24 protein-coding genes are annotated in these 26,695 nt (G+C 39.3%); 20 read left to right on the top strand and 4 right to left on the bottom strand.

Annotated features, from left to right (window positions below):
• Window positions 1-135 precede the first annotated feature (135 nt).
• On the bottom strand, window positions 136-999 hold the full coding sequence (locus BV214_RS07000; RefSeq protein WP_086476777.1) for a sigma-70 family RNA polymerase sigma factor: 864 nt from the start codon (window positions 997-999) through the stop codon (window positions 136-138).
• Window positions 1,000-1,209: 210 nt separating this feature from the next.
• Between BV214_RS07000 and BV214_RS06995 the strand changes: the two genes are divergently transcribed.
• The 7 genes from BV214_RS06995 to BV214_RS06965 all read left to right on the top strand — a co-directional run bounded on the left by BV214_RS06995 (window position 1,210) and on the right by BV214_RS06965 (window position 9,206).
• On the top strand, window positions 1,210-1,719 hold the full coding sequence (locus BV214_RS06995; protein ID WP_086476776.1) for a DUF6155 family protein: 510 nt from the start codon (window positions 1,210-1,212) through the stop codon (window positions 1,717-1,719).
• 284 nt (window positions 1,720-2,003) lie between these two features.
• Window positions 2,004-3,515 (top strand): DEAD/DEAH box helicase, encoded by a 1,512-nt coding sequence (locus BV214_RS06990; protein WP_086476775.1) that lies wholly within the window; start codon window positions 2,004-2,006, stop codon window positions 3,513-3,515.
• Between the two features lie 15 nt (window positions 3,516-3,530).
• The gene (locus tag BV214_RS06985) at window positions 3,531-4,772 is read left to right on the top strand and encodes a glycosyltransferase (protein WP_086476774.1); all 1,242 of its coding nucleotides are present in this window, start codon (window positions 3,531-3,533) and stop codon (window positions 4,770-4,772) included.
• Between the two features lie 81 nt (window positions 4,773-4,853).
• Window positions 4,854-5,699: a 1,4-dihydroxy-2-naphthoyl-CoA synthase gene (locus BV214_RS06980; protein ID WP_176328474.1), complete on the top strand. Its 846-nt coding sequence runs from the start codon at window positions 4,854-4,856 to the stop codon at window positions 5,697-5,699.
• A 213-nt stretch (window positions 5,700-5,912) separates the two neighbouring features.
• Window positions 5,913-6,530, top strand: coding sequence for a DEAD/DEAH box helicase (locus BV214_RS06975; protein ID WP_086476773.1), 618 nt, complete (start codon window positions 5,913-5,915; stop codon window positions 6,528-6,530).
• A gap of 539 nt (window positions 6,531-7,069) precedes the next feature.
• Window positions 7,070-7,729 (top strand): peptidoglycan recognition protein family protein, encoded by a 660-nt coding sequence (locus BV214_RS06970; RefSeq protein WP_086476860.1) that lies wholly within the window; start codon window positions 7,070-7,072, stop codon window positions 7,727-7,729.
• Between the two features lie 4 nt (window positions 7,730-7,733).
• On the top strand, window positions 7,734-9,206 hold the full coding sequence (locus BV214_RS06965; protein ID WP_086476772.1) for a M14 family zinc carboxypeptidase: 1,473 nt from the start codon (window positions 7,734-7,736) through the stop codon (window positions 9,204-9,206).
• A 124-nt stretch (window positions 9,207-9,330) separates the two neighbouring features.
• On the opposite strand, the gene BV214_RS06960 is transcribed toward BV214_RS06965, so the two are convergent.
• Together BV214_RS06960 and BV214_RS06955 are read right to left on the bottom strand one after the other, a co-directional pair.
• On the bottom strand, window positions 9,331-10,158 hold the full coding sequence (locus BV214_RS06960; RefSeq protein WP_086476771.1) for an OmpA/MotB family protein: 828 nt from the start codon (window positions 10,156-10,158) through the stop codon (window positions 9,331-9,333).
• Between the two features lie 154 nt (window positions 10,159-10,312).
• Window positions 10,313-11,419: a vWA domain-containing protein gene (locus BV214_RS06955; protein ID WP_086476770.1), complete on the bottom strand. Its 1,107-nt coding sequence runs from the start codon at window positions 11,417-11,419 to the stop codon at window positions 10,313-10,315.
• A 285-nt stretch (window positions 11,420-11,704) separates the two neighbouring features.
• Between BV214_RS06955 and BV214_RS06950 the strand changes: the two genes are divergently transcribed.
• The 10 genes from BV214_RS06950 to BV214_RS06905 all read left to right on the top strand — a co-directional run bounded on the left by BV214_RS06950 (window position 11,705) and on the right by BV214_RS06905 (window position 21,374).
• The gene (locus BV214_RS06950) at window positions 11,705-12,445 is read left to right on the top strand and encodes a 6-phosphogluconolactonase (RefSeq protein ID WP_176328473.1); all 741 of its coding nucleotides are present in this window, start codon (window positions 11,705-11,707) and stop codon (window positions 12,443-12,445) included.
• Between the two features lie 93 nt (window positions 12,446-12,538).
• Window positions 12,539-13,000 (top strand): (2Fe-2S)-binding protein, encoded by a 462-nt coding sequence (locus BV214_RS06945; RefSeq protein ID WP_086476768.1) that lies wholly within the window; start codon window positions 12,539-12,541, stop codon window positions 12,998-13,000.
• A gap of 90 nt (window positions 13,001-13,090) precedes the next feature.
• Window positions 13,091-15,319 (top strand): xanthine dehydrogenase family protein molybdopterin-binding subunit, encoded by a 2,229-nt coding sequence (locus BV214_RS06940; RefSeq protein ID WP_086476767.1) that lies wholly within the window; start codon window positions 13,091-13,093, stop codon window positions 15,317-15,319.
• 1 nt (window position 15,320) lies between these two features.
• Window positions 15,321-15,575 (top strand): MoaD/ThiS family protein, encoded by a 255-nt coding sequence (locus BV214_RS06935; protein ID WP_086476766.1) that lies wholly within the window; start codon window positions 15,321-15,323, stop codon window positions 15,573-15,575.
• Between the two features lie 15 nt (window positions 15,576-15,590).
• The gene (gene moaA / locus BV214_RS06930) at window positions 15,591-16,574 is read left to right on the top strand and encodes a GTP 3',8-cyclase MoaA (RefSeq protein ID WP_086476765.1); all 984 of its coding nucleotides are present in this window, start codon (window positions 15,591-15,593) and stop codon (window positions 16,572-16,574) included.
• A gap of 18 nt (window positions 16,575-16,592) precedes the next feature.
• Window positions 16,593-17,201 (top strand): NTP transferase domain-containing protein, encoded by a 609-nt coding sequence (locus tag BV214_RS06925; RefSeq protein WP_086476764.1) that lies wholly within the window; start codon window positions 16,593-16,595, stop codon window positions 17,199-17,201.
• Window positions 17,202-17,298: 97 nt separating this feature from the next.
• Window positions 17,299-18,375, top strand: a complete 1,077-nt coding sequence (locus tag BV214_RS06920) for a HesA/MoeB/ThiF family protein (RefSeq protein ID WP_086476763.1) — start codon at window positions 17,299-17,301, stop codon at window positions 18,373-18,375.
• 178 nt (window positions 18,376-18,553) lie between these two features.
• Window positions 18,554-19,753 (top strand): molybdopterin molybdotransferase MoeA, encoded by a 1,200-nt coding sequence (locus BV214_RS06915; protein WP_086476762.1) that lies wholly within the window; start codon window positions 18,554-18,556, stop codon window positions 19,751-19,753.
• Between the two features lie 2 nt (window positions 19,754-19,755).
• Complete coding sequence (locus BV214_RS06910; protein ID WP_086476761.1) at window positions 19,756-20,766, top strand: XdhC family protein; 1,011 nt, start codon at window positions 19,756-19,758, stop codon at window positions 20,764-20,766.
• Window positions 20,766-21,374, top strand: a complete 609-nt coding sequence (locus tag BV214_RS06905) for a nucleotidyltransferase family protein (RefSeq protein ID WP_086476760.1) — start codon at window positions 20,766-20,768, stop codon at window positions 21,372-21,374. Before BV214_RS06910 ends, BV214_RS06905 begins: the two co-directional genes overlap by 1 nt.
• A gap of 111 nt (window positions 21,375-21,485) precedes the next feature.
• Here BV214_RS06905 and recQ read toward each other — a convergent pair whose 3' ends face one another.
• The gene (recQ, locus tag BV214_RS06900) at window positions 21,486-23,609 is read right to left on the bottom strand and encodes a DNA helicase RecQ (RefSeq protein WP_086476759.1); all 2,124 of its coding nucleotides are present in this window, start codon (window positions 23,607-23,609) and stop codon (window positions 21,486-21,488) included.
• A gap of 219 nt (window positions 23,610-23,828) precedes the next feature.
• Here recQ and BV214_RS06895 point away from each other — a divergent pair, with 219 nt between their 5' ends.
• The 3 genes from BV214_RS06895 (at window position 23,829) to BV214_RS06885 (ending at window position 26,672) form a co-directional block, all read left to right on the top strand.
• Window positions 23,829-24,908: a metallophosphoesterase gene (locus tag BV214_RS06895; protein ID WP_086476859.1), complete on the top strand. Its 1,080-nt coding sequence runs from the start codon at window positions 23,829-23,831 to the stop codon at window positions 24,906-24,908.
• A gap of 249 nt (window positions 24,909-25,157) precedes the next feature.
• Complete coding sequence (locus BV214_RS06890; protein WP_086476758.1) at window positions 25,158-25,940, top strand: hypothetical protein; 783 nt, start codon at window positions 25,158-25,160, stop codon at window positions 25,938-25,940.
• A gap of 393 nt (window positions 25,941-26,333) precedes the next feature.
• A complete protein-coding gene (locus tag BV214_RS06885; protein WP_086476757.1) occupies window positions 26,334-26,672 on the top strand; it encodes a hypothetical protein in 339 nt (112 codons plus the stop codon).
• The last annotated feature ends 23 nt before the right edge of the window (window positions 26,673-26,695 follow it).

The following is a 26,695-nucleotide window of genomic DNA, read 5'->3' as shown; positions in this document are numbered from 1 at the left end:
CTATCTAAAAAAGAGCTAGTGGTACCTTGAGGGGGAGCGCCGTTGGAAGATACATTCTTCACTGGCATAAATTAAATCCTCTTTTAAACCGTAGTAATAGCTTATCTTCTTTAGATAGTCTTTTGTATTAAAGCATTATCCTAGGTAGGCTTTCAGCATTTTGTTTCTTGAGTTATGGCGTAGTTTTCTAATTGCCTTTTCCCTAATCTGCCGTACTCTTTCCCTTGTAAGATCAAATGTAAGACCAATTTCAGCTAAGGTCATGGATTGTTGATCTCCAATACCGTAATACAATTTAATAACATCCGCTTCCCTAGGGGAGAGGGTATCTAATGCTCTATTGATTTCGATATTTAGGGATTGTAACAATAATTTCTTGTCTGGCTTTGGCGATTCCCCAGATCGCAATACGTCGTATAGATTAGAGGTTTCACCTTCCTTCAACGGAGCGTCCATAGATACGTGTCTTCCAGAAATTTTTATGGACTGTTCCACTTCGGCGATAGTCATATCCAATTCCTTAGCAATTTCGTCTGCAGATGGTGGACGTTCATGGGCTTGTTCCAAATAGGAAAAAGTCCTTTTAATTTTATTGATAGAGCCAATTCTGTTTAACGGCAGTCTTACCACTCGCGACTGTTCTGCCAGTGCTTGTAGAATTGCCTGTCTAATCCACCAAACAGCATAGGAAATAAATTTAAATCCACGGGTTTCATCAAACCTTTTAGCCGCTTTCACTAATCCTAAATTTCCCTCGTTGATCAAGTCGGGCAAGGTTAGCCCTTGATTCTGATATTGTTTTGCCACCGAAACAACAAACCTTAGGTTTGCAGTGGTCAATTTTTCCAACGCCAATTGATCCCCATTTCTGATTCTTTGAGCCAATTCTACCTCTTCATCGGCCGTAATTAAATCAATCTTACTGATATCCTGCAGATACTTATCCAATGATTTTGACTCCCTATTGGTAACCTGCTTGATAATCTTTAGTTGCCTCATATATATCTGTCTTAAAAATTAAGCTGTTAATCTCTCATGATACGTTATTATTACCTATTTTCCAAGTATTTAGGGGGTGTATATGCTAATTTGTGACAACTTTAAGAGTTTGATGCGTTATATCATCAATTTTTTTGCTAATTTCCTTTCTTGTGCAGTTTACAATACCAAAAAGATTCTCTTAATTTGTACGAAATCAATTTGTGATTAATGAGCAAAAGAGCATTGACAAAGTATTTGTCTGAATTAAATAAAGAGGAGCTAGAGCTGCAGGTGATGGATTTATACACTAGGTTTCCCATCGTTAAGGAATATTACAACTTTGTATTTAATCCTAGGGAAGATAAGTTGTTGCAGGACGCTAAAATAAAAATCTCTAATGAGTACTTCCCTCAGAAGAGAAGGCGGGCCAAGGCAAGGAGGTCTGTAGCCCATAAATTCATCAAACACTTTATCACTTTAGGCGTAGATCCGCCTATTACTGCCGATCTTATGTTGTATAATTTGGAAATTGCACAAACCTTTTCCATGCAAAACAATTTGCCATTGGCTTTCTATAAGAGTATGGAGAAATCTTTTAACGAATTGGTTCAGTATATCTCTATCAATGGGTTGTTACCCGAATTTAAAGAGCGCATTGTGGGGTGCTATCGTTTTGTTGAGGAAAATGAATGGCCCTTATTAGAAGATTTTTCCAAAAGCTTAGACATTCTAGATTAAATAATTAGGGCCGTTGGCCATGATGGAAAGAGCAATCTGCTTACCGTTTCCATCAAATCATAATTAAGTCATGCCCCAGTTTTATAAGGTATCAACCTTACCTCCATTCCTTCTCCTTTCTTAAATTAGATGATTTAGGAATCATTTTTTTGAGTAACTTCTATTTTTTCTAGGTTAAAATCGACCTCATTACGGATGTTTTGCCTCAATAATTTCATACAAGGTCAAAAAACGCTTAATTTTGGAAGATTTGAGTTTTTTCAACAATAAAATTACATGCCAATTTGGAGATTGCTAAAAAGAATATAGATAAAACACTTTATGATTACCAAGAGGAGGATCTTGAAAAGATATTTGACTGTCTAGATGCCTCCCCGCCAGATTTCAACCTCCTGTACCAGTTGCCAACGGGTGGGGGGAAAACCGTTATTTTTTCCGAAATAGCGAAAAGATATATTCAGAAACACCACAAGAAAGTGGTGGTTCTTACCCATAGAATAGAGTTGAGCAATCAAACTTCAAGGATGCTGCATGGCTTTGGGGTTAAGAACAAGATTATTAACAGTGAGGTAAAGGAACTGCAAGATCAAGATCAATTTATGTGTTTTGTAGCCATGGTGGAAACCCTTAACAATAGGCTACAAGAAGATAAGGTGAAAATAAATGATATTGGATTGGTTATTATAGATGAGGCCCACTACAATTCGTTTAGAAAACTTTTTAAGTACTTTAAAAACTCCATTATCTTAGGGGTTACTGCTACACCGCTGAGTTCTAATATAAAACTACCTATGAAGGACCACTATCAGAAATTGATTGTGGGAGAATCTATTCCTTCTCTAATTGAAAAGCAGTTTTTGGCTAAGGCCAATATGTATAATTATGACGTAAGCCTTAAAAGTTTAAAACTAGGGATTAATGGCGATTATACCGTAAAATCCTCAGATGAACTTTATGGGAACCACAATATGCTTTCTAAATTGGTGAACGCCTATGAGGAAATTGCCAAGGGTACCAAAACACTTATTTTTAACAACGGTATTAGCTCCTCTATTTACGTATATGAAACCTTTAAAAAAGCGGGCTATAATATTCGGCACCTAGACAATAAATGTAGTGCTTCGGAGAGAAAGGAGATCCTTAAATGGTTTTCCAAGACCCCAGATGCCATTTTAACCTCGGTAAGTATTCTTACCACTGGTTTTGATGAGCCTACTGTAGAGACCATTATATTGAACCGAGCTACAAAATCGCTCACCTTATATTTCCAAATGATCGGTAGGGGGTCTAGGGTACTGCCTAACAAAAACGAATTTAACGTGATAGATATGGGGAATAACGTTGCAAGGTTTGGCCTTTGGAATGCCCCTATAGATTGGCAGGAGATATTTCATTTTCCCGATTTCTATTTAGAAAACATTAAGAATGATGAGGAAATAGAGCGTGATTTTGTGTATGAAATGCCGCCCGAAATAAAAAAGCTTTTTAGAAACTCTAAAAACATCGATTTTGATGTTAAGGCAGAATACAAACGCATCTTTGCCCAAGGGAAAAAGTCCAAGACCGTGCTAGAAAATAGTATAGAGCAACACGCTACCATTTGTGTGGAAAATAGTGAAGATGTATTCGATGCCCGTATGCTGGCCAAGGAACTAAAGGAGGAGATTGCCTATAGGGTGAGGCAATATTCGTATTGTATTATGAACAATACAAAGAACTATAAGGAATGGCTAGAAGAGGATTACCAACGTAAACTGCGTTCTCGCATTTCTCAGAAATTTGCCCAAAAAATATAGAGCACCTCTAGTTAAATGAAAAAAGACTTATTGATTATTGGGTATGTTTGGCCAGAGCCAAACACTACCGCTGCCGGCGGTAGAATGCTCCAGTTAATTCACTTTTTTTTGAAAGAGGGGTATAAAATTACCTTTGCCAGTACGGCCGCTAAAAGTGAATACTCCTTTAATTTGGAATCTTTAGGGATAGATAGGGAGGAAATACAACTGAACGATCCCAGTTTCGAAACATTTATAACAACTCTTAATCCTAACATTGTCCTTTTTGATCGCTTTATTACCGAAGAACAATTTGGTTGGAAAGTAGCCCAACAGCTGCCCAATGCCTTAAGGATCTTAGATACGGAAGATTTACATTCTTTACGAGCGGCTAGGGAGCATGCTCATAAGAAAAAGCGAGCCTTCTCGGAAGAGGATTGGTTAGAAATGGAAATCACCAAAAGGGAAATAGCTAGTATATACAGGTCCGATCTCAGTCTCATTATCTCTCACTATGAAATGGAGCTTCTAGAAGAAGTAGTTAAGGTGAGTGCAGACATCCTTCTTCATCTACCCATGATGTTTCAGACCATAGAAAATCAAGATCGTGCCCAGTGGCTGGATTTCAATGATAGGTCAGACTTTATTTGTTTGGGAAATGGAAAGCACGCTCCAAATGTTGATGCAATTAAACGGCTAAAGAAGGAAATATGGCCTTTAATACGTAAAAAACTTCCCAATACCAGTCTATATATCTACGGAGCCTACATGCCTATAGGAATTTCGCAATTGCACAAACCTAAAGAGGGGTTTTATATTATGGGACATGCCAAAGACAGTAGGGAGGTGGTATCTAAATCCCGACTAAATCTGGCTCCCATTAGTTTTGGTGCTGGTATTAAAGGAAAGCTTTTAGAGGGAATGCGCTGTGGTACTCCAAGCATCACCACTTCCATTGGTGCCGAAGGAATTTGCAAGGATTTACCCTGGAGCGGAACAATCGCCAAGGATGATCTTTCATTTGCCGAGGCTGCTATTGACCTATATAGCAATAAATTGAAATGGGAGGAGGCGCAGGAGAATGGGGTGGCTATAATTAATACGTTTTATGATAAAAAACTCCTTCAAAAGCGATTGTTAACAAGGATTTGTCAAATAGAGCTGAATTTAAAGAATCATCGGGCACAGAATTTTATTGGGTCTATGTTATGTCATCATAGTATGGCCAGCACCAAATATCTTTCCAAATGGATAGCGGAGAAAAATAAAAAGGTTTAAATAGGGATCAAGCTATCCTTATTACCGCCTAGTGGTTTGTGAAAGTGTATTATCTTTGAAAAATATTAAACCAATGTAATCATGCAAAATAAAATCGACTGGAAAGTCGCAAAGGAATTTGAGGATATCACCTATAAAAAATGTGGCGCGGTAGCAAGAATAGCATTTAACAGACCTAATGTAAGGAATGCATTTAGGCCTAAAACTACCAGTGAGCTATATCAAGCTTTTTATGATGCTCAGGAAGACGCTAGTATCGGGGTAGTTCTTCTTTCGGCCGAAGGTCCGTCTACCAAGGACGGAGTTTATTCTTTCTGTAGCGGTGGAGATCAAAAGGCAAGGGGACACAAGGGCTACGTAGGAGAGGATGGAATGCATCGTTTAAATATATTGGAAGTACAACGGTTAATTCGTTTTATGCCAAAAGTAGTTATAGCCGTTGTCCCAGGTTGGGCAGTTGGAGGCGGACATAGTTTGCATGTTGTGTGCGATTTAACCTTGGCTAGTAAGGAACATGCCATCTTTAAACAGACCGATGCCGATGTTACCAGTTTCGATGGAGGGTATGGATCGGCTTATTTGGCAAAAATGGTGGGACAGAAAAAGGCTAGGGAAATATTTTTCTTAGGACGCAACTACTCCGCGCAGGAAGCCTACGAGATGGGAATGGTAAACGCTGTGATTCCTCACGACGAATTGGAGGATACCGCCTATGAATGGGCCTTAGAAATCTTGGAGAAATCACCCACTTCTATAAAGATGCTGAAGTTTGCTATGAACCTTACCGATGATGGAATGGTAGGGCAACAGGTATTTGCAGGTGAGGCTACTAGATTGGCTTATATGACAGAGGAGGCCAAAGAAGGAAGGGATGCATTTTTGGAAAAAAGAAAACCCAATTTCGGAAAAGATAATTGGATTCCATAACCCTTGAGGTTTAGTTAATTACAATAAAAAAAGAGCCCCTCCCTTAGGAGTAGGCTCTTTTCCGAGAACACTACATGAAAATGAAAGCTGCTTATCGTTAGCTTCCCTACCAAAGTAGGCTACAATTCCACTTTTTGAAAGAAATTGTTGTCAAAAGGTGAAAGTCTGTGGTGTAATGAGAGAAAACTGATAGTTCACAAAAAATAAAGGAAAATGGCATTTAAAAAATTACTGCCCCCATTAAACGAAGCCTTGGAGCGCTTAGAGGTTACCTCCCCAACGGAATTTCAAAAAAAAGTACTCCCTAAAATTAAGGGAGGGGCCAATTTCTTTGGGATTGCGCCAGACGGAGCAGGGAAAACTACCGCCATGATCATTGGAACATTGCAAAAACTTAACTGCGCTCAATTTGAGGATGCTCCTCGTGCCTTAATACTTGTAAAGGATAAAGCTGCTGTTCTGGCGTTGCAAGAGGCGTTTGAGCGGTTTACTTTTCGGATGGATCTGAGGGTTTACTCCGTGTATGAAGAAATGCACATAGATACGCAGCGAAGCGAAATTTTTGCAGGTACCGATATTGTAATTGCAACTCCAAAGAGATTAAACAAGCTGTTTTATCTCAACGGTATTAACCTGGGTAGTTTAAAACTATTCATGGTAGACGATGCTGAATTTTTATCGAATCCCAAGGAGTTTTCTTTTATGGCACGTATTCCGGAAAGCTTAAATCGATGTCAATATGCTATTTTCTCCTCTGAACGACATAAGCGTATGGAACGGATGCAGGAGCTATTTATGCCAAACGCCCAATTTATTGAACAAAAAAGTTAGAGGGAAGCAGAGGTCTCAATAGAAGCCCTTATTATATATAGTGAATAACTAAAAAGAGCCTTATCTGTAAAGACAAGGCTCTTTTACGAGAACACTATATGAAAATGAAAAATCTTATTTTTTAACTACATTGTGAATATAGGTTTCAATCCCATCTATATTGAAATAATGTTGCGTAAGCACCTAAAATGATGGTGAAAATGCCATTTGCTGTGGTGAGTGATTCTAAAACAGGCGTAAGCACTCAACATTTTCCATCTTTTTTAAGTAGGTTGTTTCTAATTATACCCTGCCTTCAGAGCGAAACTCCCCAATACCATTAACAATTTTTATTCTATTAAGGACCATTTTGACCTAGAAATAAATAGAGGTGCTAGTGCAACGGCTACCTCCTTCTCTATTTAAAAGCGGTTTCTAGCTAATAGGACTTTTTGTAGTCTGAAATAACTATAAACTACTTTGATTTTTAATGAGTTAAGAAAGATTCCCTAAAACTGGAATGATTTTGTAGTTTTAACCACAGCAAAATGATAAATACTATGCGATATATAATTTTGAGTATTGGGGCTCTGCTAATGATGTCCTGTGCAGTAAAAAGGGAAATTGTAGACACGCCCATTATTTTTAACGATGAACGCAAAGCCCTTAGCTTGGAGTATTTATCCGAAAGGTATGGATTGGATCAGAATGAACCTACCATAGTCCCCAAAATGGTAGTGCTACATTGGACGGTAATCCCTACGCTGGAAAAATCGTTTCAGGCTTTCAACAACCCTAAATTACCCAATTGGCGGCCCGAAATTGCTTCGGCAGGTGCCTTAAATGTATCTGCCCATTTTTTGGTAGATCAGGATGGTACTATTTATCGGTTAATGCCAGAAACGGTAATGGCAAGGCATGTGATAGGGCTTAACCACTGTGCTATAGGGGTAGAAAATGTAGGAGGAACCAAGGAGAAAAAACTAACTAAGGCGCAGTTGAAATCTAACATATGGTTGGTTCAATATTTAAAAGAAAAATACGACATCGATTATGTAATCGGGCATTTAGAATACACTCTTTTTGAAGAAACTCCGCTCTGGTTGGAGAAAAATGCCGACTATCGCACCATTAAAACAGACCCTGGTGACAAATTTATGAAAAGAGTAAGAAGAGGCACAAAATCACTTAATCTAAAATCATTACCCAACACTAAATAATACCATGAAAAAAAAATTCTACTGTATCAGTATCTTGACGATTTTTACTTTTTTTTCTGTCCTGGGGCAGGAAAGAGATATTACTGATAAGCTCTTCTCTAGCTATGAAAATTATAAGGAACCTTCCCTAGGCGAAAGACGTATAAAACATGCGGACATTCAGCCTCTTATCGCCAAGATAGGGGAGGACCCAAGGTTTGAAGTCCGTAAAGTAGGGAAGTCCATAGAGGGTAGAAGTCTTTCCTTGATAAGTGTAGGGACAGGTAGTACTAATGTCTTCTTATGGTCGCAAATGCATGGAAACGAACCAACGGCAACCCAAGCTATATTTGACATCCTTAATTTTTTGGCCAGTGACGACCTACGGTCCGAAAAAGAGGAGATTCTTAAGAATTTAAAACTTCATTTTTTGCCCATGTTAAACCCTGATGGAGCTGAAAAATATAATCGCAGAAATGCCTTGGGGATAGATATTAATAGGGACGCCTTAATGCTACAGTCCCCGGAAGGAGAGACCTTAAAAAGGGTTCGCGACAGTTTAGATGCTAGATTTGGCTTTAATTTGCACGATCAAAGTACTTATTACAATGCAGAGCGTACCGATAAGCCTGCTACGATATCCTATTTAGCACCAGCATTTAATTATGAAAAGGATATTAACCAGGTACGGGGAGACGCCATGAAGGTAATTGTCTTTATGAATCGCATTATCCAAAAATATGCCCCTGGACAGGTAGGTAGGTACAATGATGATTTTGAGCCTAGAGCCTTTGGGGATAATATCCAGAAATGGGGAACCAGTGCTATTTTAATCGAATCTGGAGGCTTTAAGGACGATGTGGAGAAACAGTTTATAAGGAAGTTAAATTATGTTTCCATCCTTTCAGCAATTTATACCATAGCCAAAGAAACCTACAGGGAAATTCCCCTAGCGGAGTATGAGGAGATTCCGCAGAACGATAGAAAGTTATTCGATCTTAAGTTAAGAGGGGTTAGCTATGAGTTATTGGGTAGGAAATATACCCTGGATATTGGTATCCATCGCTTAGAAGTGGATAACGCCAGCAATAGTGATTTTTATTACAGCAGTAGGGTAGCAGACCAGGGGGACCTCTCCACCTTCTATGGTTACGATGTTTTGGAAGCGGAAGGCTATACTATTAAACCAGGTAAAGTATATACGGACACCCTGCAGCACATCAAAGAACTGGACCAATTAAAAGTTAAGGATCTTTTAAAAGCGGGATATACCTACGTTCGCGTCAATAGCATCCCAAAAGACAAACCCTTTGGGCAATGGCCAATTCATATTCTAGGTCCCAAGTACCAGCTGCCAAATTTTAATTTGCAAGTGGGAATTAACCCCACCTTTTTATTGGAAAAGAATGGAAATATAGATTATGCGGTGATCAATGGCTTCCTAATAGATCTAAATACTGGGGAAGGAGAGGTCAAAAATGCCTTGATATATAGATAGGTTACTACTTTTATTTCCCTCAGGCTTGTAAGAGAACCTATGATCTAGAAAATAATTCTGGAAAAGCATAAAAAAAGGGAGGATGCGCAAAGCGTCCTCCCTACTTAATTTGGTATAATTTAATTTAGATACTTTCTGAGTCCAACAAGGCAAAGAATTTGTCTAAATTAGGAATGATAACTATTCTAGTGCGTCTGTTTTTAGCTCTATTTTCTTTGGTGTCGTTATCTACCAAAGGCAAATAACTACTTCTCCCTGCAGCAATTAAATTAGCCGGATTCACTTTGTATTTATCCTGCAACAATCTTACTACGGAAGTGGCTCTTTTTACACTAAGATCCCAGTTGTCCTGAAACATAGCCGTATTAATGGATCTAGAATCGGTATGACCTTCTACCATAACTTCCATACTGGGTTCGGAGTTGATCACTTCTGCAAGCTTCCCTAAAATAGAATGGGCTTTGTTGCTTACTCTGTAGCTCCCTGTATTAAACAATAGCTTATCGGAGATATTGATCATCACTACCGTTTTGTTGATATCCACTACCACATCGTCTTCCTCATCGGAGATAGATTGTTTTAGGTTGTAGGAAATTGCAAGGTTAATAGAGTCTTCCAACGTTTTTGCTTCAGCCAATAAGCTTGGATCTACCTTGGCTAGGGTAGCTCTCATTTTAGCTTTGGTATTGTTGCTCATTACAGCAACATCACCAACGGGTGTAAGTTGCGCATCGTTTAGTTCTTGTAAAGAATTTATTTTTTCGTTGTATTCGGTAACCCTTGCTTCAATTTTGGCCATTTTAGATTGTAGCTCCTCTTTTTCCACCTGTGTTTTCATTAAAACACTTTTTGTATTGGAAAGGTCACTTTCCAAGGCTACATACTTTTTTTTGGATACACAGGAAGCTAGTACTGCTGTTCCCAATACACCTACTAAGATCGTCTTTTTCATTTTACTTAATTAAATTTTACAAATTGTTCTCTGTCTAGTTATACGTACACTTTGCCAAAATAGTTGTTGGACTTGGCGTAAAATCGGACAAAAAAATAGGGCATCGTTCTAATTACGTGCCCTATTTCTTGAGTATCAGTAAACTAATGCGCTATTATTTGCAACCTCCGGTAAAGCCTTTTGCGTTAAATTTTGTCTGTACCGCTCCATGTCTGTTACCACTTTCCACTTTTATGGCCAAATTATTCTCTCCACTTCCATCTCGTTTTGGACTACAGTACTCAAAAAGATAGAAGCTATTGGCCCTTTCGGAAACACGATCTGATATTTCGTTAAAGGTAGTTTCCAGCTCCTCTTTATCCCTGGCAAATACACTATAGGTCTTTCCAATACTTTTAAGAACGGTAGGTTCTATCTCATCCCCAAGACCAATACTGAAAAACGCGATGTTTTTATTAGCACCATTCACCTTTTGAAGTGCCGCGTTTTGGGTGTAACGTGCCGCTTGGTCCGATCCATCCGTGAATATAACTACGGAAGCTGCTCCAATCTTATTGTTGGTATTGCTATCCTTTAAAAGTTTTTCGGCAATGTCCGTCGATTTTATTACTGCGCCATAAAGATCGGTGGATGGATCCTTACTAATGTCTTTGGTAATACCATCGATAGAACTGATCAAGTCTTGCCTCACATGGGTCAAAGGAGTTAGGGAATGAAGCTTATCCTCTCCATTAAACCAATAGATAGCCATTTTAATAGCCTCAGAATCTTCAGTAGGCATTGTATTATTGATAAAGCTGATGGAGGCTTGCTTCAACTCTTCCAAACTATTATCCAATACACTATTACTTAAATCGAGCACCAAAACAGTATTATTGGAAAAAATCTGTGTGTTAGGGGAGATCCGAGCAAAAGATTCGGAGGTAGAAATGGTATTGAAACAAGCATCGTTCCTTCCTTGTTCGTAAATAGTAAACTGATTGGCCTCTAAGCCTGCCACCGGTTTTCCTTCAGTATCGGATACCCTGAAGAAAATAGAGATCTTTCCTGGGAGGGTAGTGTATTGATCCTGAATTGATAGCACCAATTCCCCATCCTCTAGATTTAAACAATCATCTACGGGCTTCCCCAGGCCTAGGTCACCACTAACCTCATCTTCTCCCGGGTTTACTCCGTATCTAACATCATCATCCGCATTTCCGCAGGATATAAACAAGGCTATAATAAAGCTTATAGCAGCAATTTTAGTGTAAAATTTCATTTTCAAATACGTATTAGGTTCATCTAGCACAACGATCAAAATTATTTAAAATTATAATCGAATAAAAATACGGTGTTAATAATTGTTAAGACGATTATTCGCATAATTTTTTGTAGCTTACATACACAATGGCGGTATGTCTTAACTACAAGGCCATACTTTCTGTAGCGATAAGCAAAAGCTAAATAATTGATCAACCTGTCCTTATGATGTAACGGAAGACTATTTTTAATGATTGGGGTAATTTCACCAGTACATTGCTGGACATTAAATCATGGACCAACTATGGAAATACATTATTGTACCGACTATGATGAAATGAGTCAACGCGCCTGCGACCGATTAATAACTGTACTAAAAGATAAACCGAATACCCTTCTTTGTCCCACAAAGGGAGCTTCTCCCATGGGATTCTACCGCCAACTAGTAGCCCATTACAAAAAGGATCCGCATATATTTAAGGAATTAGCCATTATTAAACAAGACGAATGGGGCGGTATTCCAGCTTCCGATCCCAATTCCTGTGAAACCTATCTAAAGACCCTTCTTATAGAGCCTTTAGGGATTTCTGAGGATAGGTACATCTCGTTTGAAAGCAGTCCTGTAGATGCCAAAAAGGAATCGAACCGGATGGATAATGAAATACAGGAAAGGGGCCCTATAGACGTGTGTATTTTGGGGATGGGAAAAAATGGTCATCTAGGGTTTAATGAACCAGCAAAACATCTTATTCCACATTGTCATATTGCAGAACTAAGTCCCACCTCCCTTATGGGCAGCATGACAAAAAACATGACCCACCCACCAAATTATGGACTTACATTGGGAATGGCAGCAATTCTGCAATCCAAGGAAATCATATTTCTGCTCAGCGGTGAAGGCAAAAAAGAAGCCATTAAAGAGCTATTAAAAAAAGAAGTTACGCCATACTTGCCAGCCTCCTTTTTATGGCTGCATCCCAACGTACATTGTTATTTGGATAGGGATAGCGTACAATGGGAGGGAACACCTTACAACAATAAGTAGAAATTATGCCATATATAAGAATCTGTTAAATTGGTTATTTTTATTTTTAAATTTGGTAACTTGTAAGGTATTGATGAAAACTAACTAAAAGCTATGCCAACTATCAACATAACAGTAAACGGAACCCCCCAGAGTATAAATGTAGCAGGTGACACCCCTTTACTTTGGGTGCTACGGGATCATTTAAATTTAGTAGGCACAAAGTTTGGTTGCGGAATAGCCCAATGTGGTGCTTGTACTGTTCATATGGACGGGAATGCCGTTAGGAGTTGTTCCCTGCCCATATCTAGTTTAGACGGAAAAGAAATAACTACTATAGAAGGCTTGTCCCAAAATGGCGATCATCCGGTTCAATTGGCTTGGAAAGAAGTTGATGTACCCCAATGTGGCTACTGTCAGGCTGGACAGATTATGACCGCCTCTGCATTTTTAGGTAAAAACTCGAGTCCGGACGAAGAAGAAATAAAAACTGCAATGCACGGAAACATTTGTAGATGTGCCGCTTATAGCAGAATTCTAAAGGCGGTAGCACTAGCAGCCAGTAAAATGGGTTAAAATCAAGATACGGCAATTGTTAATTCTTGCGCAATCAATAACTTCAAAATCATAGATCCTTTTTAACCAGGGGATATAAATCTAAGCACTATGTCAAAATCTGCAATATCATTTAATAGAAGGGACTTTATTAGAACGTCTTCCCTAGCTAGTGGCGGACTCCTAATAGGTTTCAACCTTTTTACGGCCTGTAAGCCTAAAGTAAAACCGCCCATAGACATATCACAACTTAATTTCAATGATTTTAATGCCTATATAAAAATTGCAGACAATGGTGCCGTAACCATTTTTGCTCCCAATCCAGAAATTGGGCAGGGGGTAAAAACGGCTATGCCTATGCTAATTGCGGAGGAATTGGATGTGGCATGGAAAAATGTATACGTACAACAGGGAATATTGGATACTGAAAACTATACCCGCCAACTCGCTGGAGGGAGTCAATCTATCCGACTTGGTTGGGATCCCTTAAGACAGACAGGGGCCACAGCAAGACAAATGTTGGTAAATGCCGCTGCTGCTAGATGGGGAGTAGATCCATCCACTTGTACAACCTCCGAAGGAGTAATTACCAATAGCCAAGGGGAAACCTTGGGATATGGCGACGTAGTAAAAGACGCAGCCCTGTTGGAGGTGCCAGAAAACGTTACCCTAAAAGATTATAAGGACTTCAAAATTATTGGAACCGATGCTCCTAATGTGGACCTAGACGCCATTATTACCGGGAAACCACTGTTTGGTCTAGACTATAAGGTAGATGGGATGGTATATGCAGCAGTGTTAAGACCACCTGCTTTTGGTCAGCAATTGGAATCCTTTGATGATACAGCTGCAAGAGCAATGCCGGGAGTTATAGATGTAATCAGAATAGGAGAGAAGGCGAAACAATTAACTTCTGGCGAAAGTAATAACTGGACCGTGGCCTTAGCAAATAGCGACAAAGTGGTTGTTATTGCAAAAACTACTTGGGAAGCCCTTAAGGCCAAGGAAGCTATAAAAGCAAAATGGATTGAAAACACCCCTTTGGAAAGTACGGAATATCAGGACAAACAACTTCTGGGATTGTTAGATGGGAAAAAATTTGAGACCTTAAGGAAAGACGGCGATATAAATAAAGCATTTGCCCAAGCCGATCAGATTCTTGAGCGTACCTACGAGTCTCCTTTCTTGCCCCATAACTGTATGGAGCCTATGAATTACTTTGCCAATGTTACCGATGAAAAAATTCATTTGGTGGGTCCGGTACAAACCCCTGAGTTCGCTGCCACCGCTGTAGCTGGTATGCTGGGAAGGGATGTAAAGGATGTGCATCTAGAAATGACCCGTATGGGAGGCGGATTTGGAAGAAGGCTGTATGGCGATTTCGTTTATGAAGCAGCAGAAATTTCCAATGCTATTAAGAAACCGGTTAAGTTGATCTATTCTAGGGAAGATGATATGACAGCCGGAACCTATCGCCCTGCAATAAAATATAGAATAAAGGCGGCTATTAAAGATGGAGCGGTTACTGCCTATTATTTAAAGGAAGCTGCTATCAATGCAAATATGTACGGATTAATTCCCAATTTCTTTCCTGCAGGGGCCATAGATAATTACCAGGTAGATGTTGCCAATTATAAGAGTAATATTACTACGGGGGCATGGAGGGCGCCTTACACCAATTTCTTGGCGTTTGCAGAGCAAAGCTTCTTTGATGAATTGGCAGAAACCATGGAGGTAGACCCTATACAATTGCGATTAGATCTTTTGCAAAAAGTAAAGGGGACTACCGACCAGCGTATAGAGTATTCGCCGGAACGCTTAGCAAATGTGATTAATGTAGCCGTTGAGAAATCCGGTTGGGGAAAAAAAGAAGCTGGAATCTATCAAGGATTTGCCTCCTATTATTGCCATAATTCACATGTTGCCGAGGTGGCAGATGTAGCAATAGAAAATGGAATTCCCGTTGTAAAGAAAGTAACCTGTGTAGTAGATTGCGGGATAGTGGTAAATCCACTAGGGGCCATTAACCAGATTGAAGGTGGCGTAATAGATGGTGTTGGCCATGCAATGTACGGGGATTTGGAGTTTTTGGATGGGAAACCTAATTCACAAAACTATGATAGTTACCGTTTAATAAGAATGAAAGAAGTGCCTATAGTAGAAACACATATGATTAAAAGTGATGTGGCGCCCACAGGGTTGGGAGAGCCTACTTTACCACCAGCTGGAGCTGCAGTAGCTAACGCTTTAAAGGCTGCAACAGGTAATAGATTTACCGCGCAGCCATTTTCAAAATTCCCGGAACTAATGAAAGTCCCGGAAAAATCAATTATTGGTTAAAATGACGATATTACTTTTTGGAATTACCAAGGACATCGTAGGTAGTGCTACTTTATCCATGCCTAGTTCCAGTGAATTTGGTGCAAAAGACACCAAAACCGTTAAAGAATTAAAAGATTATTTGGGTAAAATGTACCCGGAATTAAATAAATTATCCTCTTTGGCCGTTGCGGTAAATAATTCCTATGCGGATGATGATACTATTATCAATAGTTTTGATGAAATTGCCCTCATTCCGCCAGTAAGTGGGGGATAAGAAAAAAGCAAATACATGTTAATAGATAATCATAATAGGAAAATCAATTATTTACGGCTGGCAGTTACAGACCGTTGTAACTTGCGTTGTAATTATTGTATGCCTTCCGAAGGAATAAATTTTGCCCAGAAAGATCACCTTTTCACCATTGCGGAATTATGCCAATTATGTGAAATTATGGTAGCTCAGGGCATAGATAAAATTCGAATTACGGGAGGGGAGCCATTTGTACGGAAAGATTTAATGGTGCTGTTGCGTAAGCTTTCACAATTAAAGGGGCTAAACGATATCTCTATCACCACCAATGCCACTTTGATTGGGCCTTATATTGAAGAGCTAAAGACCCTGGGTATTCTTAATGTAAACGTTAGCCTAGATGCTATAGATAAGGATACTTTTGAAAAGGTTACGCGTAGAAATCAATATGATACGGTTTATAATAACCTTACCAGGTTAATTGCCGAGGGTTTTAACGTACGCATCAATTTTATAGCGCTTGAGGGACAGAATACACAAGATATTATTCCAATGTTAAATTTGATGCGGCATTATCCGGTATCCGTTCGATTTTTGGAAGAAATGCCTTTTAACGGGGGGAGTAAATCCTTTAATACCATTGCATGGGATTATAAAAAAATACTGGCCCATATAGAAACGGAATTTCCTGAGATCACTAAATTGGAATCGCCAAAAACTTCTACCTCCATCAATTATCAAATTAAAGGGCATAAAAGCACCTTCGGACTCATTCCTTCTTTTTCTAGAACTTTCTGTGGGAGTTGTAACCGACTAAGGATATCAGCTACCGGGGATGTAATTACCTGTCTTTACGGAAAACCTCGACTTAATTTAAGGGATATAATGAGAGGCGACAATGTGGAGGAGAAAATTAAAGAACACATCCTAAAGGCTATTGGAAGCAGGTCTAAGACGGGCTTTGAAGAACAGGAAAGATACACTGGAATATTCCAAAATTCCATGACCTCCATTGGGGGGTAATTATTGAATAAGAATACTATGTTAAAAGTCGATAAAATTTACGGACTTGTACTTTCCGGAGGTAAAAGTACTAGAATGGGTGTGGATAAGGGTATGATAGATTATCATGGGATGCCACAACGCGAATATCTCTACAACTTACTAAAACCACTGTGTACTTCTACTTATATGAGTGTTAGGGAGGAGCAAGTACCCGAATTCTCTGAAGAATATAAACTAATTGTAGATAGAGATGAATATAAGGGACCTTATAATGGGCTCCTAAGTGCTTATCATATGGATCCTACGGCAAGTTGGTTGGTCTTGGCCTGCGACTTGCCATTAATGGACCAAAATGCATTGAAATACTTAATCCAAGAAAGAGATTCCAATAAACTGGCTACTGCTTTTGCTACCAGAGATAGCGGTTTGCCCGAACCACTTTGCGCCATTTGGGAACCTACAGGATTAGAAAAATCCATAGCCTACTTAAACGCTGGGAATGGATCTTGTCCGCGTAAATTTTTAATCAACGAGGACATCCTTTTGCTATACCCTGAAAATGAGGAGGTGTTATTAAATGCCAATTACAAGGATGATTACGAAAAAGTAATGACAAAATTATCACAGATTCCAACCGATAAATAATCAATTCGGATAATGGGAAAAAGAATGAAAATTGAGCAGTAACTATGCTATTCTCCTTCCCATTTCGCCCATTAAAACACCACAAGTATTGCTATAAATGGAATTCAAAAGATATCTAAGGCAGACCAATTTAGCGGATTTTGGTCCCCAAGCGCAACAAAAATTAAAAGATGCCCGTATTTTGGTCATTGGGGCTGGCGGACTGGGAACTCCGGTTCTGTCTTACCTCAATGCCATGGGAGTGGGAACCCTAGGTATTATTGAAGAGGATGTCATAGAACTTACCAATCTACAGCGACAAGTACTGTATACAGAAGCAGATGTAGGGAAGTCTAAAATAGCAACCTTGGTAGCCCATTTGAAATCCCAGAATTCTGCAACCCATTTTATAACCTTTGAAACTTTTCTCAGCAAGGATAACGCCTTGGAAATTATTTCAAAATTTGATTTTGTAATAGACGGTTCGGATAATTTTTCTACAAGATATTTAGTTAATGACGCCTGTGTTATTCTTAAAAAACCCTTTGTCTCTGGCGCTATTCAGGGTTTTGAGGGACAGCTTAGCGTATACAACTATCTGGGCGGACCTACTTATAGATGTTTGTTTCCCAATATGCCGTCCCCAAATGAAATCCCTAACTGTAATGTAAATGGGGTGCTTGGGGTTATTCCAGGAATTATCGGGTCGCTCCAAGCCTTGGAAGCCGTCAAGATAGTTACACAGATAGGTGAGGTTATGGCAGGTAAGCTGCTATTGTTCAATGGGTTGATGCATAGCTTTCAAACTGTAAAATTTAAAGCAAATCCGGAAAACATCAACATCACCGAATTAAAAGCCAGTTACGGAAACGAAAGTTGTGATGCTATACCCACCATAAGTAGTGAAGCCTTTTTGAAATTGATGGAAGCCAACAGCAAAATTCAACTTATAGATGTAAGGACAAAGGAGGAGTTTAAGAATGATAAACAGGCTGTAGTCAGGGCGATAAACATTCCCTTGGATGAACTGTTGGAGGTTCCATTGGGTATGGATCCTAATACACCCATTTACCTGGTCTGTCAATCAGGGAAAAGAAGTAGAATTGCCTTGAAACTCCTAGATAAAAAATATGAAAATCTTTCCTTCTATAATGTAGAAGGGGGAATGAATAAAATATGGATGCATCAGGAATAATATGGGGGTAAAGCCTTGGATAAGAAGCTGTGAATTCTCTAAGGGCATACCCAGGAGGTATTAGGTAGGAGTTAGTGATAATATTCAATCCGCCGCCCTGATAGGACGGGCAGGCCTGCCTGAACGGAACGGGCAGGTGTAGAACAATCAAAATTCATTTAGTGAGTAAATTGCAACTATGATTTCATTTAAAGAAGCCCTCAAAAAAGTACTAGATCATAAACAAGATTATGGAACAGAGGAAATCCCACTAAAAAACGCCATGGGAAGGGTTCTTGCCCAAGAAATTACTGCCGATAGGGATTTCCCACCATTTAACCGGGCAACCAAGGACGGCATTGCCATAAATTACGAAGCTATTGCTAGTGGGCAGACCACCTTTAAATTAGAAGGAATACTTCCAGCGGGCGTGGCACCAAAGTTATTGAGCAACGAGGAGCAGGCAATAGAAATTATGACTGGTGCCGTTGTTCCGGATAATGCCGACACCGTAGTAATGTATGAGCATTTGGTTATTGAAAACGGTTGGGCATCCTTAATTAAAAATCCAACTAAAGGCCAGGATATCCACAGACAAGGCAGCGATCGAAAAATGGGTGAGACAGTGTTGCAAAAAAACACCAAGATTTCCGCTTCGGAGATAGGAGTTTTGGCCTCTGTGGGGAAATCTACCGTTGTGGTGAAAAAGCTTCCTAAAACTGCGATTATATCTACTGGGAACGAATTGGTAGAGGTAGGGGAGCAGCCCTTGCCATATCAAATACGGAAGTCCAATATACATACACTTTATAGCGCCTTGTCGCAGGAGGGCATTGTTCCGGGTGAATTTCACCTTAGGGATGATAAAGATATAATTAGGAAGGAGCTCAACATTGTCCTAAATAATTTTGATGTGGTACTGCTTAGTGGTGGGGTGTCTAGGGGTAAGTACGATTATATTCCAGAAGTGTTAGCGGAGTTGGGAGTAGAAAAAGTGTTCCATAGGGTGCTGCAAAGACCAGGAAAGCCCTTTTGGTTTGGTAAACAGCCTAAAAAGGAAACGTTGGTGTTTTCTTTTCCTGGGAATCCGGCATCTACCTTTGCCAATTATCAGGTGTATTTTAAAGAATGGCTGAAAAGTTCTTTAGGTCTTCCCAATCAAATATTCACTGTGGTTTTGGAAGAGGATATACCTTTAAAGGGCGATTTAACTCTCCTATTAAGGGTGAAAGTAAATTGTATAGACGGACAACTATTGGCTTCCGAGGTTAGGGAGAATGGCTCTGGAGACCTCACAAGTTTAGCGCTTACGGATGGTTTTATTATTTTAGATCCAGAGCAGGAAGTTTACAAAGCTGGAACACCAGTTTTGTTTGTCCCAACAAAACAACTTTGGTGATTATGACACACGAACTCAAAAATATTATTAAGGAGTATCAGCAAGCCACTTTAAAGGGGCAAGAGTGCGTATTGGCAACGGTAGTGGCCTTAGACGGTTCTTCTTACCGCAGACCAGGGGTTAGAATGTTAATTCTACAAGATGGCCATATGGTAGGGGCTGTTAGTGGTGGGTGTGTAGAAAAGGAGGTGGTAAGACAGGCACAATCGGTGTTTAACGATCATACGGCCAAAATTATGACGTATGATGGCCGATATCGACTGGGATGTGAAGGGGTTCTTTATATTTTATTGGAACCTTTTCGCCCTGACCTAAAATATTTAGAAGCCTTTACAGGAATCCTAAAACAACGTCGAGGAATTAAGGTAACCTCCTATTTTGAGAAGAAGGAAGCTTCCAATAAGCAGTTTGGCTCTACGATAGATTTTGGGGATACGGTGCTGCCAATGCATCCTAATTTTGAACCAGGGGAGGGATTGGAATTATTTAAACAGGAAATGGAACCCTGTTTTAAGCTTTTTATTATTGGTGCAGAGCACGATGCCGTGCAGCTAAATGCCTTGGCCTCTCAAATTGGTTGGGAAGTCACTATAATTGCTCCTCCCGCTGAAGAAAAGAATATTCTTGATTTTAAGGGTGCTCATGAATTTTTAGGAATAGTCCCCGAACAATTTCCCATCCATAGTATTGATGACCGCACCGCAATTGTTTTAATGAACCATAGCTACTCCAAGGACCTAAACTATCTTATGGTCTTAAAAGAGACACAGCCCATATATCTTGGCCTTTTAGGACCACATAGCCGTAGGGAGAAGCTTTTTAACGAATTATTGGAGCGCAGTCCCGAACTTTCTTTTGAGTTTTTGGATAGTATCCACGGTCCGGCCGGACTCAATTTAGGGGCAGAAACACCCCAAGAAATAGCAGTTGCTATAATCGCCGAAATATTGTCGGTGAAAAGAAAACAAGATCCGATTCCTTTAAAGGATAAAAAAACAGGGATTCACGACTAATGGAACAGGATAAATCCAAAATTGCTATAATGATTATGGCTGCCGGGGCATCCTCCCGTATGGGAAGGACAAAACAGCTCTTGCCTTGGGGGACGACTACCTTAATAGGAAACGCCATTAAAAATGCCAAAGCTTCCGATGCATGCGAGGTGTTTGTAGTGTTGGGCGCGTATGCCGATGTCATTAAAAAAAGCATCGGACTAAAGGAAAAAGACCTTATTTATAATAAGGACTGGGAATCTGGATTGGGCAGTTCCATATCGCATGCCACCAAAGCTATTTTGACACAATCGGAGGATTATGATGGAGTTTTAGTGATGTTAGCAGACCAACCATTGATTGATGCGTCCTATCTAAACCAAATGATTACCGAATTTTATTATTCGGACTTTAGTATAATAGCTACCAAATACAAACAGGGAAATGGCGTTCCTGCCATTTTTGGAGCCTCACATTTTCTAGAACTACAACAATTAAATTCCGAACATGGGGCAAAGGACATTATTAGACTTAATAAAAACAAACTCCTAAGCCTAGACCCCAAGGGGAAGACTGCCGATGTGGACACCTATGAGGAATATCTAAGGATGGGGGGAAAGAGTATATAGTACAACGTATTAAGTAGTTAGTATTGTGTATGAACTTCCCTGATTAGCGTTGACCGATTTCTGTTAATTGCTAATTGTAATCACCTTAATCAGGGGAGTTCATTGTGGCCATTATCCTAACTTTTCCTTCTCTATTACGCTTAGAGCCAATCGGATGGTGGAATACTCCATTTTCTCCTCAAAATATTCATAATAAGGCTTTAAGGCATCCGGACTTTCCAAATCTTTTTTTGCCTTGGCCACTTTTTTTACTTCCTCCTTATCCACAAACTGGTAGATGTCTACCTCCTTCCCATCGGTATATAATTTTGCAAGGTGAGAAAATATAGTGGTCGACTTCAATTTTCTGATTTTTGAAATTTCTGCGATACTTTTCCCTTGTTTATACAACTCAAAAGTCTCGTTCACGGTATTGGATTTACGCTGCTTCTTTTTGGTCTTCTCAGCTTGGAAATCCCTTATTTCCTGAAGAAAGAGATCCCCATACACTTCCAGTTTTCGTTGGCCCACCCCATTAATCTGTTTAAACTCTTCTTCCGAGCTAGGGCGTTCTGCCTCCATTTCCTTTAAAGTAGCATCGTTAAATACCAGGTAGGCTGGAATATTTTCCTCCAAGGAAATTTGAAACCTCAATTTTCGCAAACGCTCAAACAAGGAGTTCTCCCCAATTGGTTTAGCTTTTTTGGTTCTATCAATTACTGTTCTAGCTTCTTTCTCCATGGGTTTGCTAAGTTGTAATTTAGCCTTACCAAATAATATTGGCTTGGAGAAAGAAGTTAGTCGCAGCGCATTGTTTTGATGAAAGGCTATTTCGGCAAATCCCTGATTAATCACTTGAATAATATAATGCTGCCAATGATTCCATGAAATATCCTTACCAATTCCAAAAGTGCTTAGTAGATGATAATTCTTGTCCAAGATGGCTGCATTTTGTGCTCCCCGCAATACGTCAATGATAGTACCCGTAGGCTCTGATTGTTTTAAGCGTGCAATGGTAGATAATATTTTTTGGCCCAGAATAGTACCGTCAAAGAACTGAGGTGGATTTTCACAGACATCACAATTGCCACAATCTTCTTGTAAAAATTCACCAAAGTAGCTTAGCAAAATTTTTCTTCTACAGGTAGGTGCTTCCGAAAACTGTTTCATTCGTTCTAACTTCGCTATCTGAACCTCTTCATTGCTGGCCCCTTCGGCAAATTTTCGAAGCTGTATCACGTCGGCATAGCTATGGAAAAGTAGGGCGTGCGCCGGTAATCCGTCCCTCCCAGACCTACCAATTTCCTGGTAATAGCCTTCAATATTTTTAGGCATATTATAGTGTATTACCCATCTCACATTAGATTTGTCTATTCCCATCCCAAAGGCTATGGTAGCACATACCACCTGTACCTTATCAAAAATAAAGTCTTCCTGCACCTTGTTTCTACTATCAAAATCGAGTCCCGCGTGATAAGCACTGGCCTTTATGCCACTATTCTTCAATTTAGCAACTAAGTTTTCTGTCGATTTTCTGCTTAAACAATAGATAATCCCAGATTGGTTAGGACGCCTTTGTATAAAACGCAATATATTAGACACCCTATCGTGTGCTGCCCGTACCTCTAGGGATATATTTTTTCGGTCGAAGGAAGAAAGGAATTGTTGGGCCTCTGGAATACTAAGTTGTTCCAAAATATCTTGTCGAGTTGCCTTGTCTGCCGTAGCAGTCAGCGCTATAATCGGGGTTTCTGGCAAGCTCTTCTTTAAAAAACCCAACTGTTGGTAAGACGGTCTAAAATCGTGTCCCCAAGAAGAAATACAGTGTGCTTCATCTACTGCAATGGCACTGATATAGGACTGATTAAGAACAGGGGAGAGTCCGGCTAAACTTTCTGGAGCCACATACAGCAATTTCAATTCTTTTTTAGCTACCTGATCTAAAATTTTCTGCTGCTCTTCGGCAGATTGGCTACTATTGAAAAAGGCGGCAGGAATACCATTGGCACGCAATCCATCTACCTGGTCTTTCATAAGTGCTATTAAAGGTGAAATTACTAAAGTAGCACCTTCAAATAACAAGGAAGGCAATTGGAAACAGATGGATTTACCCCCACCTGTGGGCATAATCACCAAGCAATCACGCTTTTCCAAAAGAGTGGTTATTATGGCTTCTTGCTGGCTTCTAAAATGGTCGAAACCAAAATATTTTTTTAAATGGGAATGCAAAACGTCCTTGGATGGGGTAATAGACATCATATAAAGTTTAGAAATGGACAAGTGGACAAAAATATAAATTATATAAGCTTATAGCCCTAATAAAAGAGGGGATTTAATTTATAGGAGTTGCTACCCCATTATCATTTACAAAGGGTTGGTTGGGAACAAGCTTCCGCTGTGTTAGGAATGTTGTAATTGCAAAAAATTGTATGTTTAGATACTTTTATAATAATCCTCACTTAATCGATGAAAATAATGAAGTTAATTCACTCCGGTTCCCTGCTGTTTTTGGCAATACTCTTTGTTTTTCAATCTGCCCTAGGGCAAGAATCCTACGCTCCTCCAAAATTGTCACATCCAGACTCCTGGTCCATTATTTTACTTCCAGATACCCAAACGTATGTGAAATTTAAAAGAAACCATGGAATTTTGGAGAGCATGACTGGGTGGATAAGTGAAAATATTGATGAACTAAATATTAAAATGGTCTTGTGTACGGGCGACCTTGTAGAGCAAAATGAATTACTGGTTCCCGATGGAAAAAATGGGAACCTTCCAAGTAGGGACCAATGGCGGGCGATATCCCGAGCCTTTGAAAACCTAGATGGGAGAGTTCCTTATATTTTAGCTGCTGGAAATCACGATTACGGATATAAAAATGTGGAAAATAGAAATACTAACTATAACAAATATTTCCCAGCCCATAGAAATTTATTAAATGAGAAAGCCCTAAGGGTGGTTGGCAAAAACAAGGATGAAATGCCTTCCGTGGAGAATGCTGCCTACGAGTTTGTTTCTCCACACAATCGTAAATTTTTGTTTTTGAACTTAGAATTTGCCCCTCGTGATACCATCTTGGGATGGGCTAAGGAAGTGCTTGCACAAGATCGCTTTCAAGAGCATACTGCAGTGGTATTAACCCATTCCTATTTAAATGCAGAACACCAACATATAGAAAAAGAAAACTATCCTATACAGGATGGAAATTATGGAAAAGCTATTTGGAAAAAATTGGTAGCACCTTCCAAGAATGTGCAAATGGTTTTTTCTGGACATATTGGAGCGGTGGATGATTTTAAGGCTCATACCGCCTACAGGTTGGATAGGAATGCAGCTGGAAAAAAGGTGAATCAGATTACCTTTAATGCCCAAGCGATGGGCGGAGGATGGCATGGGAACGGCGGAGATGGATGGCTGCGAATTATGGAATTTTTGCCCGATGGAAAAACAGTGATTATGCGCACCTTTTCTCCGCATTTTGCCCTGTCGCCCAGCACCCAAAAGCTGTCATATAGTAAAGAGGCTTATAATAATTTTGAAATTCAACTCGACTAACATTTATAGCCCGTCACTTTTATTGAATAAATGGAGCGTAGGCTAGGGGATAACTGGCACTCCGTAAACCCAAGTAGGAATTACTCTATTTGTACCAGGGATGCCTACAAAAGAACCAAGTATAGCGAATTGTTTTGCAGGTATAATCGGACAAAATAACGCATTAGGTCGAATATCTTTAGTTTTTGACAGAAGATTTATAATTCATTTTATTTTCACACGTTTAAAGAAGTATAAAACCAAAAAGCAATGAAAAAATATTCTAGTTTACTTCTGGGATTAGGGATACTCTTATTTATTGGTTGTAGCAAAGATGCTATGAACGACCCAAATAATGAAAGTCTATCTTCCCAGGAGGTACAGGCTCAAATGAAAGTAAATGAAACTACCGAAGGGTTAGATGAAATGCTTGCCCAACTATTGATTAACAACAAATCTGGGTCTACTAATAAAACCAGTTCCGAATGTGTTAGTATTACTTTTACCGAAAACAACATTTCTGTAGTCTACGATCAATGTGTTATTGACGGCAAGACCCTTAATGGCAGTATAATACTCACCGCCATGGAAGGTGATGAGGAAGGAACTACGGGGCGTTTCGCCATTAGCTTTAAGGCCTTTACCTATAATAATTATGTATTGGAAGGTACCAAAAGTATGGTATTTGATTTTTCTGAACCTAGAAAACCTACTATCACTATAGATACCGATATGGCCTTTGTAGACCAAGACGAAGTGGTTACTACACATAAAGGAAGTAAGATATTTACCTGGCATATGGATAATTTTAACACAGAGGAGCCAGATTTTACCTGTGTGGGAGCATGGGACATTATGCATAAAGACATTACTTATCAATTTGAGGTTACTTCCCCGTTAGGAGGGAAATTGCACTGCCCCTACATTATAAGTGGTGTAGTTGCCTTGGAGGTACACGGATTGAAAGCTTCTTTAGACTTTGGAACGGGAGAATGTGACCAAGCAGGCACCATTATTTTCCCCAATGGAGATACCAAGGATGTAAGCTGGTAAATTCAAAATGTAAGCGAATTTATAACCCGAGCATTGCCTCGGGTTTTTTTATTTATTTAACCAAAATTCTCTCTATGCCCACTAAGCATAGCAAGGGAAGAGGGTACCAAAAACATGGGATTTTGTGTAATTGCCTCAATTCTTAAAAATCATATTAAATACCAAAATGGGATAAAAAATAGGGGGTGAGTGACAAAAATCACGGTTTTTAGAATTGAATGGTTAATTTTTAGGGGGTTAATGGTGACAATGTTTGTAATTGTGAATTTTCAAAATGAATGTTAAAAGGCGGTGTGAACTCATGGTAATGAAATTTTTATCGTATATTATATAGCATTTGTAATGGTTTATCCTTATGAATATGAATCATGTTTAACTTCAATATTCTTCCCTATGAAAACGACGCAGGCTACCTACATAAACCTATCCACTAGATACACAAAAAACTACTGTATTAAAAAACTGGAAAAGAACTATAAGGCCTTACAGGAAATGGAAAGGCAGTTTTCCTCTTATATATATGAACCAAATACGTATAGCCTATTTACTAAACTGGAGACTATAAGAACCAGTTTGAGTAATTTAAAAAAAGGGAATGCTGAGTTATTGGCTAATTTGCAAAAGAAAAAAGCATTAAAAATTCAACAAATTCATAAAACAAAGGAACAGATCTATTCTTTTATGGAGCTTAAAAAACTGTTTGACGATTACACCAAGCAATTAAGGTATTAAGAGGGGTACAGGGATAACCAAGT

This window comes from Arenibacter amylolyticus, from assembly GCF_002150785.1.
Lineage (GTDB): Bacteria > Bacteroidota > Bacteroidia > Flavobacteriales > Flavobacteriaceae > Arenibacter > Arenibacter amylolyticus.
Note: the sequence above shows the minus strand (reverse complement) of the source record. Positions and strands in the feature narration are given on the sequence as shown.

Excerpts from the sequence above, each read along its gene's own strand:
- BV214_RS07000 (WP_086476777.1), bottom strand. The coding sequence starts at position 999 with ATGAGGCAACTAAAGATTATCAAGCAGGTTACCAATAGGGAGTCAAAA.
- BV214_RS06995 (WP_086476776.1), top strand. The coding sequence starts at position 1,210 with ATGAGCAAAAGAGCATTGACAAAGTATTTGTCTGAATTAAATAAAGAG.
- BV214_RS06985 (WP_086476774.1), top strand. The coding sequence starts at position 3,531 with ATGAAAAAAGACTTATTGATTATTGGGTATGTTTGGCCAGAGCCAAAC.
- BV214_RS06980 (WP_176328474.1), top strand. The coding sequence starts at position 4,854 with ATGCAAAATAAAATCGACTGGAAAGTCGCAAAGGAATTTGAGGATATC.
- BV214_RS06975 (WP_086476773.1), top strand. The coding sequence starts at position 5,913 with ATGGCATTTAAAAAATTACTGCCCCCATTAAACGAAGCCTTGGAGCGC.
- BV214_RS06970 (WP_086476860.1), top strand. The coding sequence starts at position 7,070 with ATGCGATATATAATTTTGAGTATTGGGGCTCTGCTAATGATGTCCTGT.
- BV214_RS06965 (WP_086476772.1), top strand. The coding sequence starts at position 7,734 with ATGAAAAAAAAATTCTACTGTATCAGTATCTTGACGATTTTTACTTTT.
- BV214_RS06960 (WP_086476771.1), bottom strand. The coding sequence starts at position 10,158 with ATGAAAAAGACGATCTTAGTAGGTGTATTGGGAACAGCAGTACTAGCT.
- BV214_RS06955 (WP_086476770.1), bottom strand. The coding sequence starts at position 11,419 with ATGAAATTTTACACTAAAATTGCTGCTATAAGCTTTATTATAGCCTTG.
- BV214_RS06950 (WP_176328473.1), top strand. The coding sequence starts at position 11,705 with ATGGAAATACATTATTGTACCGACTATGATGAAATGAGTCAACGCGCC.
- BV214_RS06945 (WP_086476768.1), top strand. The coding sequence starts at position 12,539 with ATGCCAACTATCAACATAACAGTAAACGGAACCCCCCAGAGTATAAAT.
- BV214_RS06940 (WP_086476767.1), top strand. The coding sequence starts at position 13,091 with ATGTCAAAATCTGCAATATCATTTAATAGAAGGGACTTTATTAGAACG.
- BV214_RS06935 (WP_086476766.1), top strand. The coding sequence starts at position 15,321 with ATGACGATATTACTTTTTGGAATTACCAAGGACATCGTAGGTAGTGCT.
- moaA (WP_086476765.1), top strand. The coding sequence starts at position 15,591 with ATGTTAATAGATAATCATAATAGGAAAATCAATTATTTACGGCTGGCA.
- BV214_RS06925 (WP_086476764.1), top strand. The coding sequence starts at position 16,593 with ATGTTAAAAGTCGATAAAATTTACGGACTTGTACTTTCCGGAGGTAAA.
- BV214_RS06920 (WP_086476763.1), top strand. The coding sequence starts at position 17,299 with ATGGAATTCAAAAGATATCTAAGGCAGACCAATTTAGCGGATTTTGGT.
- BV214_RS06915 (WP_086476762.1), top strand. The coding sequence starts at position 18,554 with ATGATTTCATTTAAAGAAGCCCTCAAAAAAGTACTAGATCATAAACAA.
- BV214_RS06910 (WP_086476761.1), top strand. The coding sequence starts at position 19,756 with ATGACACACGAACTCAAAAATATTATTAAGGAGTATCAGCAAGCCACT.
- BV214_RS06905 (WP_086476760.1), top strand. The coding sequence starts at position 20,766 with ATGGAACAGGATAAATCCAAAATTGCTATAATGATTATGGCTGCCGGG.
- recQ (WP_086476759.1), bottom strand. The coding sequence starts at position 23,609 with ATGTCTATTACCCCATCCAAGGACGTTTTGCATTCCCATTTAAAAAAA.
- BV214_RS06895 (WP_086476859.1), top strand. The coding sequence starts at position 23,829 with ATGAAGTTAATTCACTCCGGTTCCCTGCTGTTTTTGGCAATACTCTTT.
- BV214_RS06890 (WP_086476758.1), top strand. The coding sequence starts at position 25,158 with ATGAAAAAATATTCTAGTTTACTTCTGGGATTAGGGATACTCTTATTT.
- BV214_RS06885 (WP_086476757.1), top strand. The coding sequence starts at position 26,334 with ATGAAAACGACGCAGGCTACCTACATAAACCTATCCACTAGATACACA.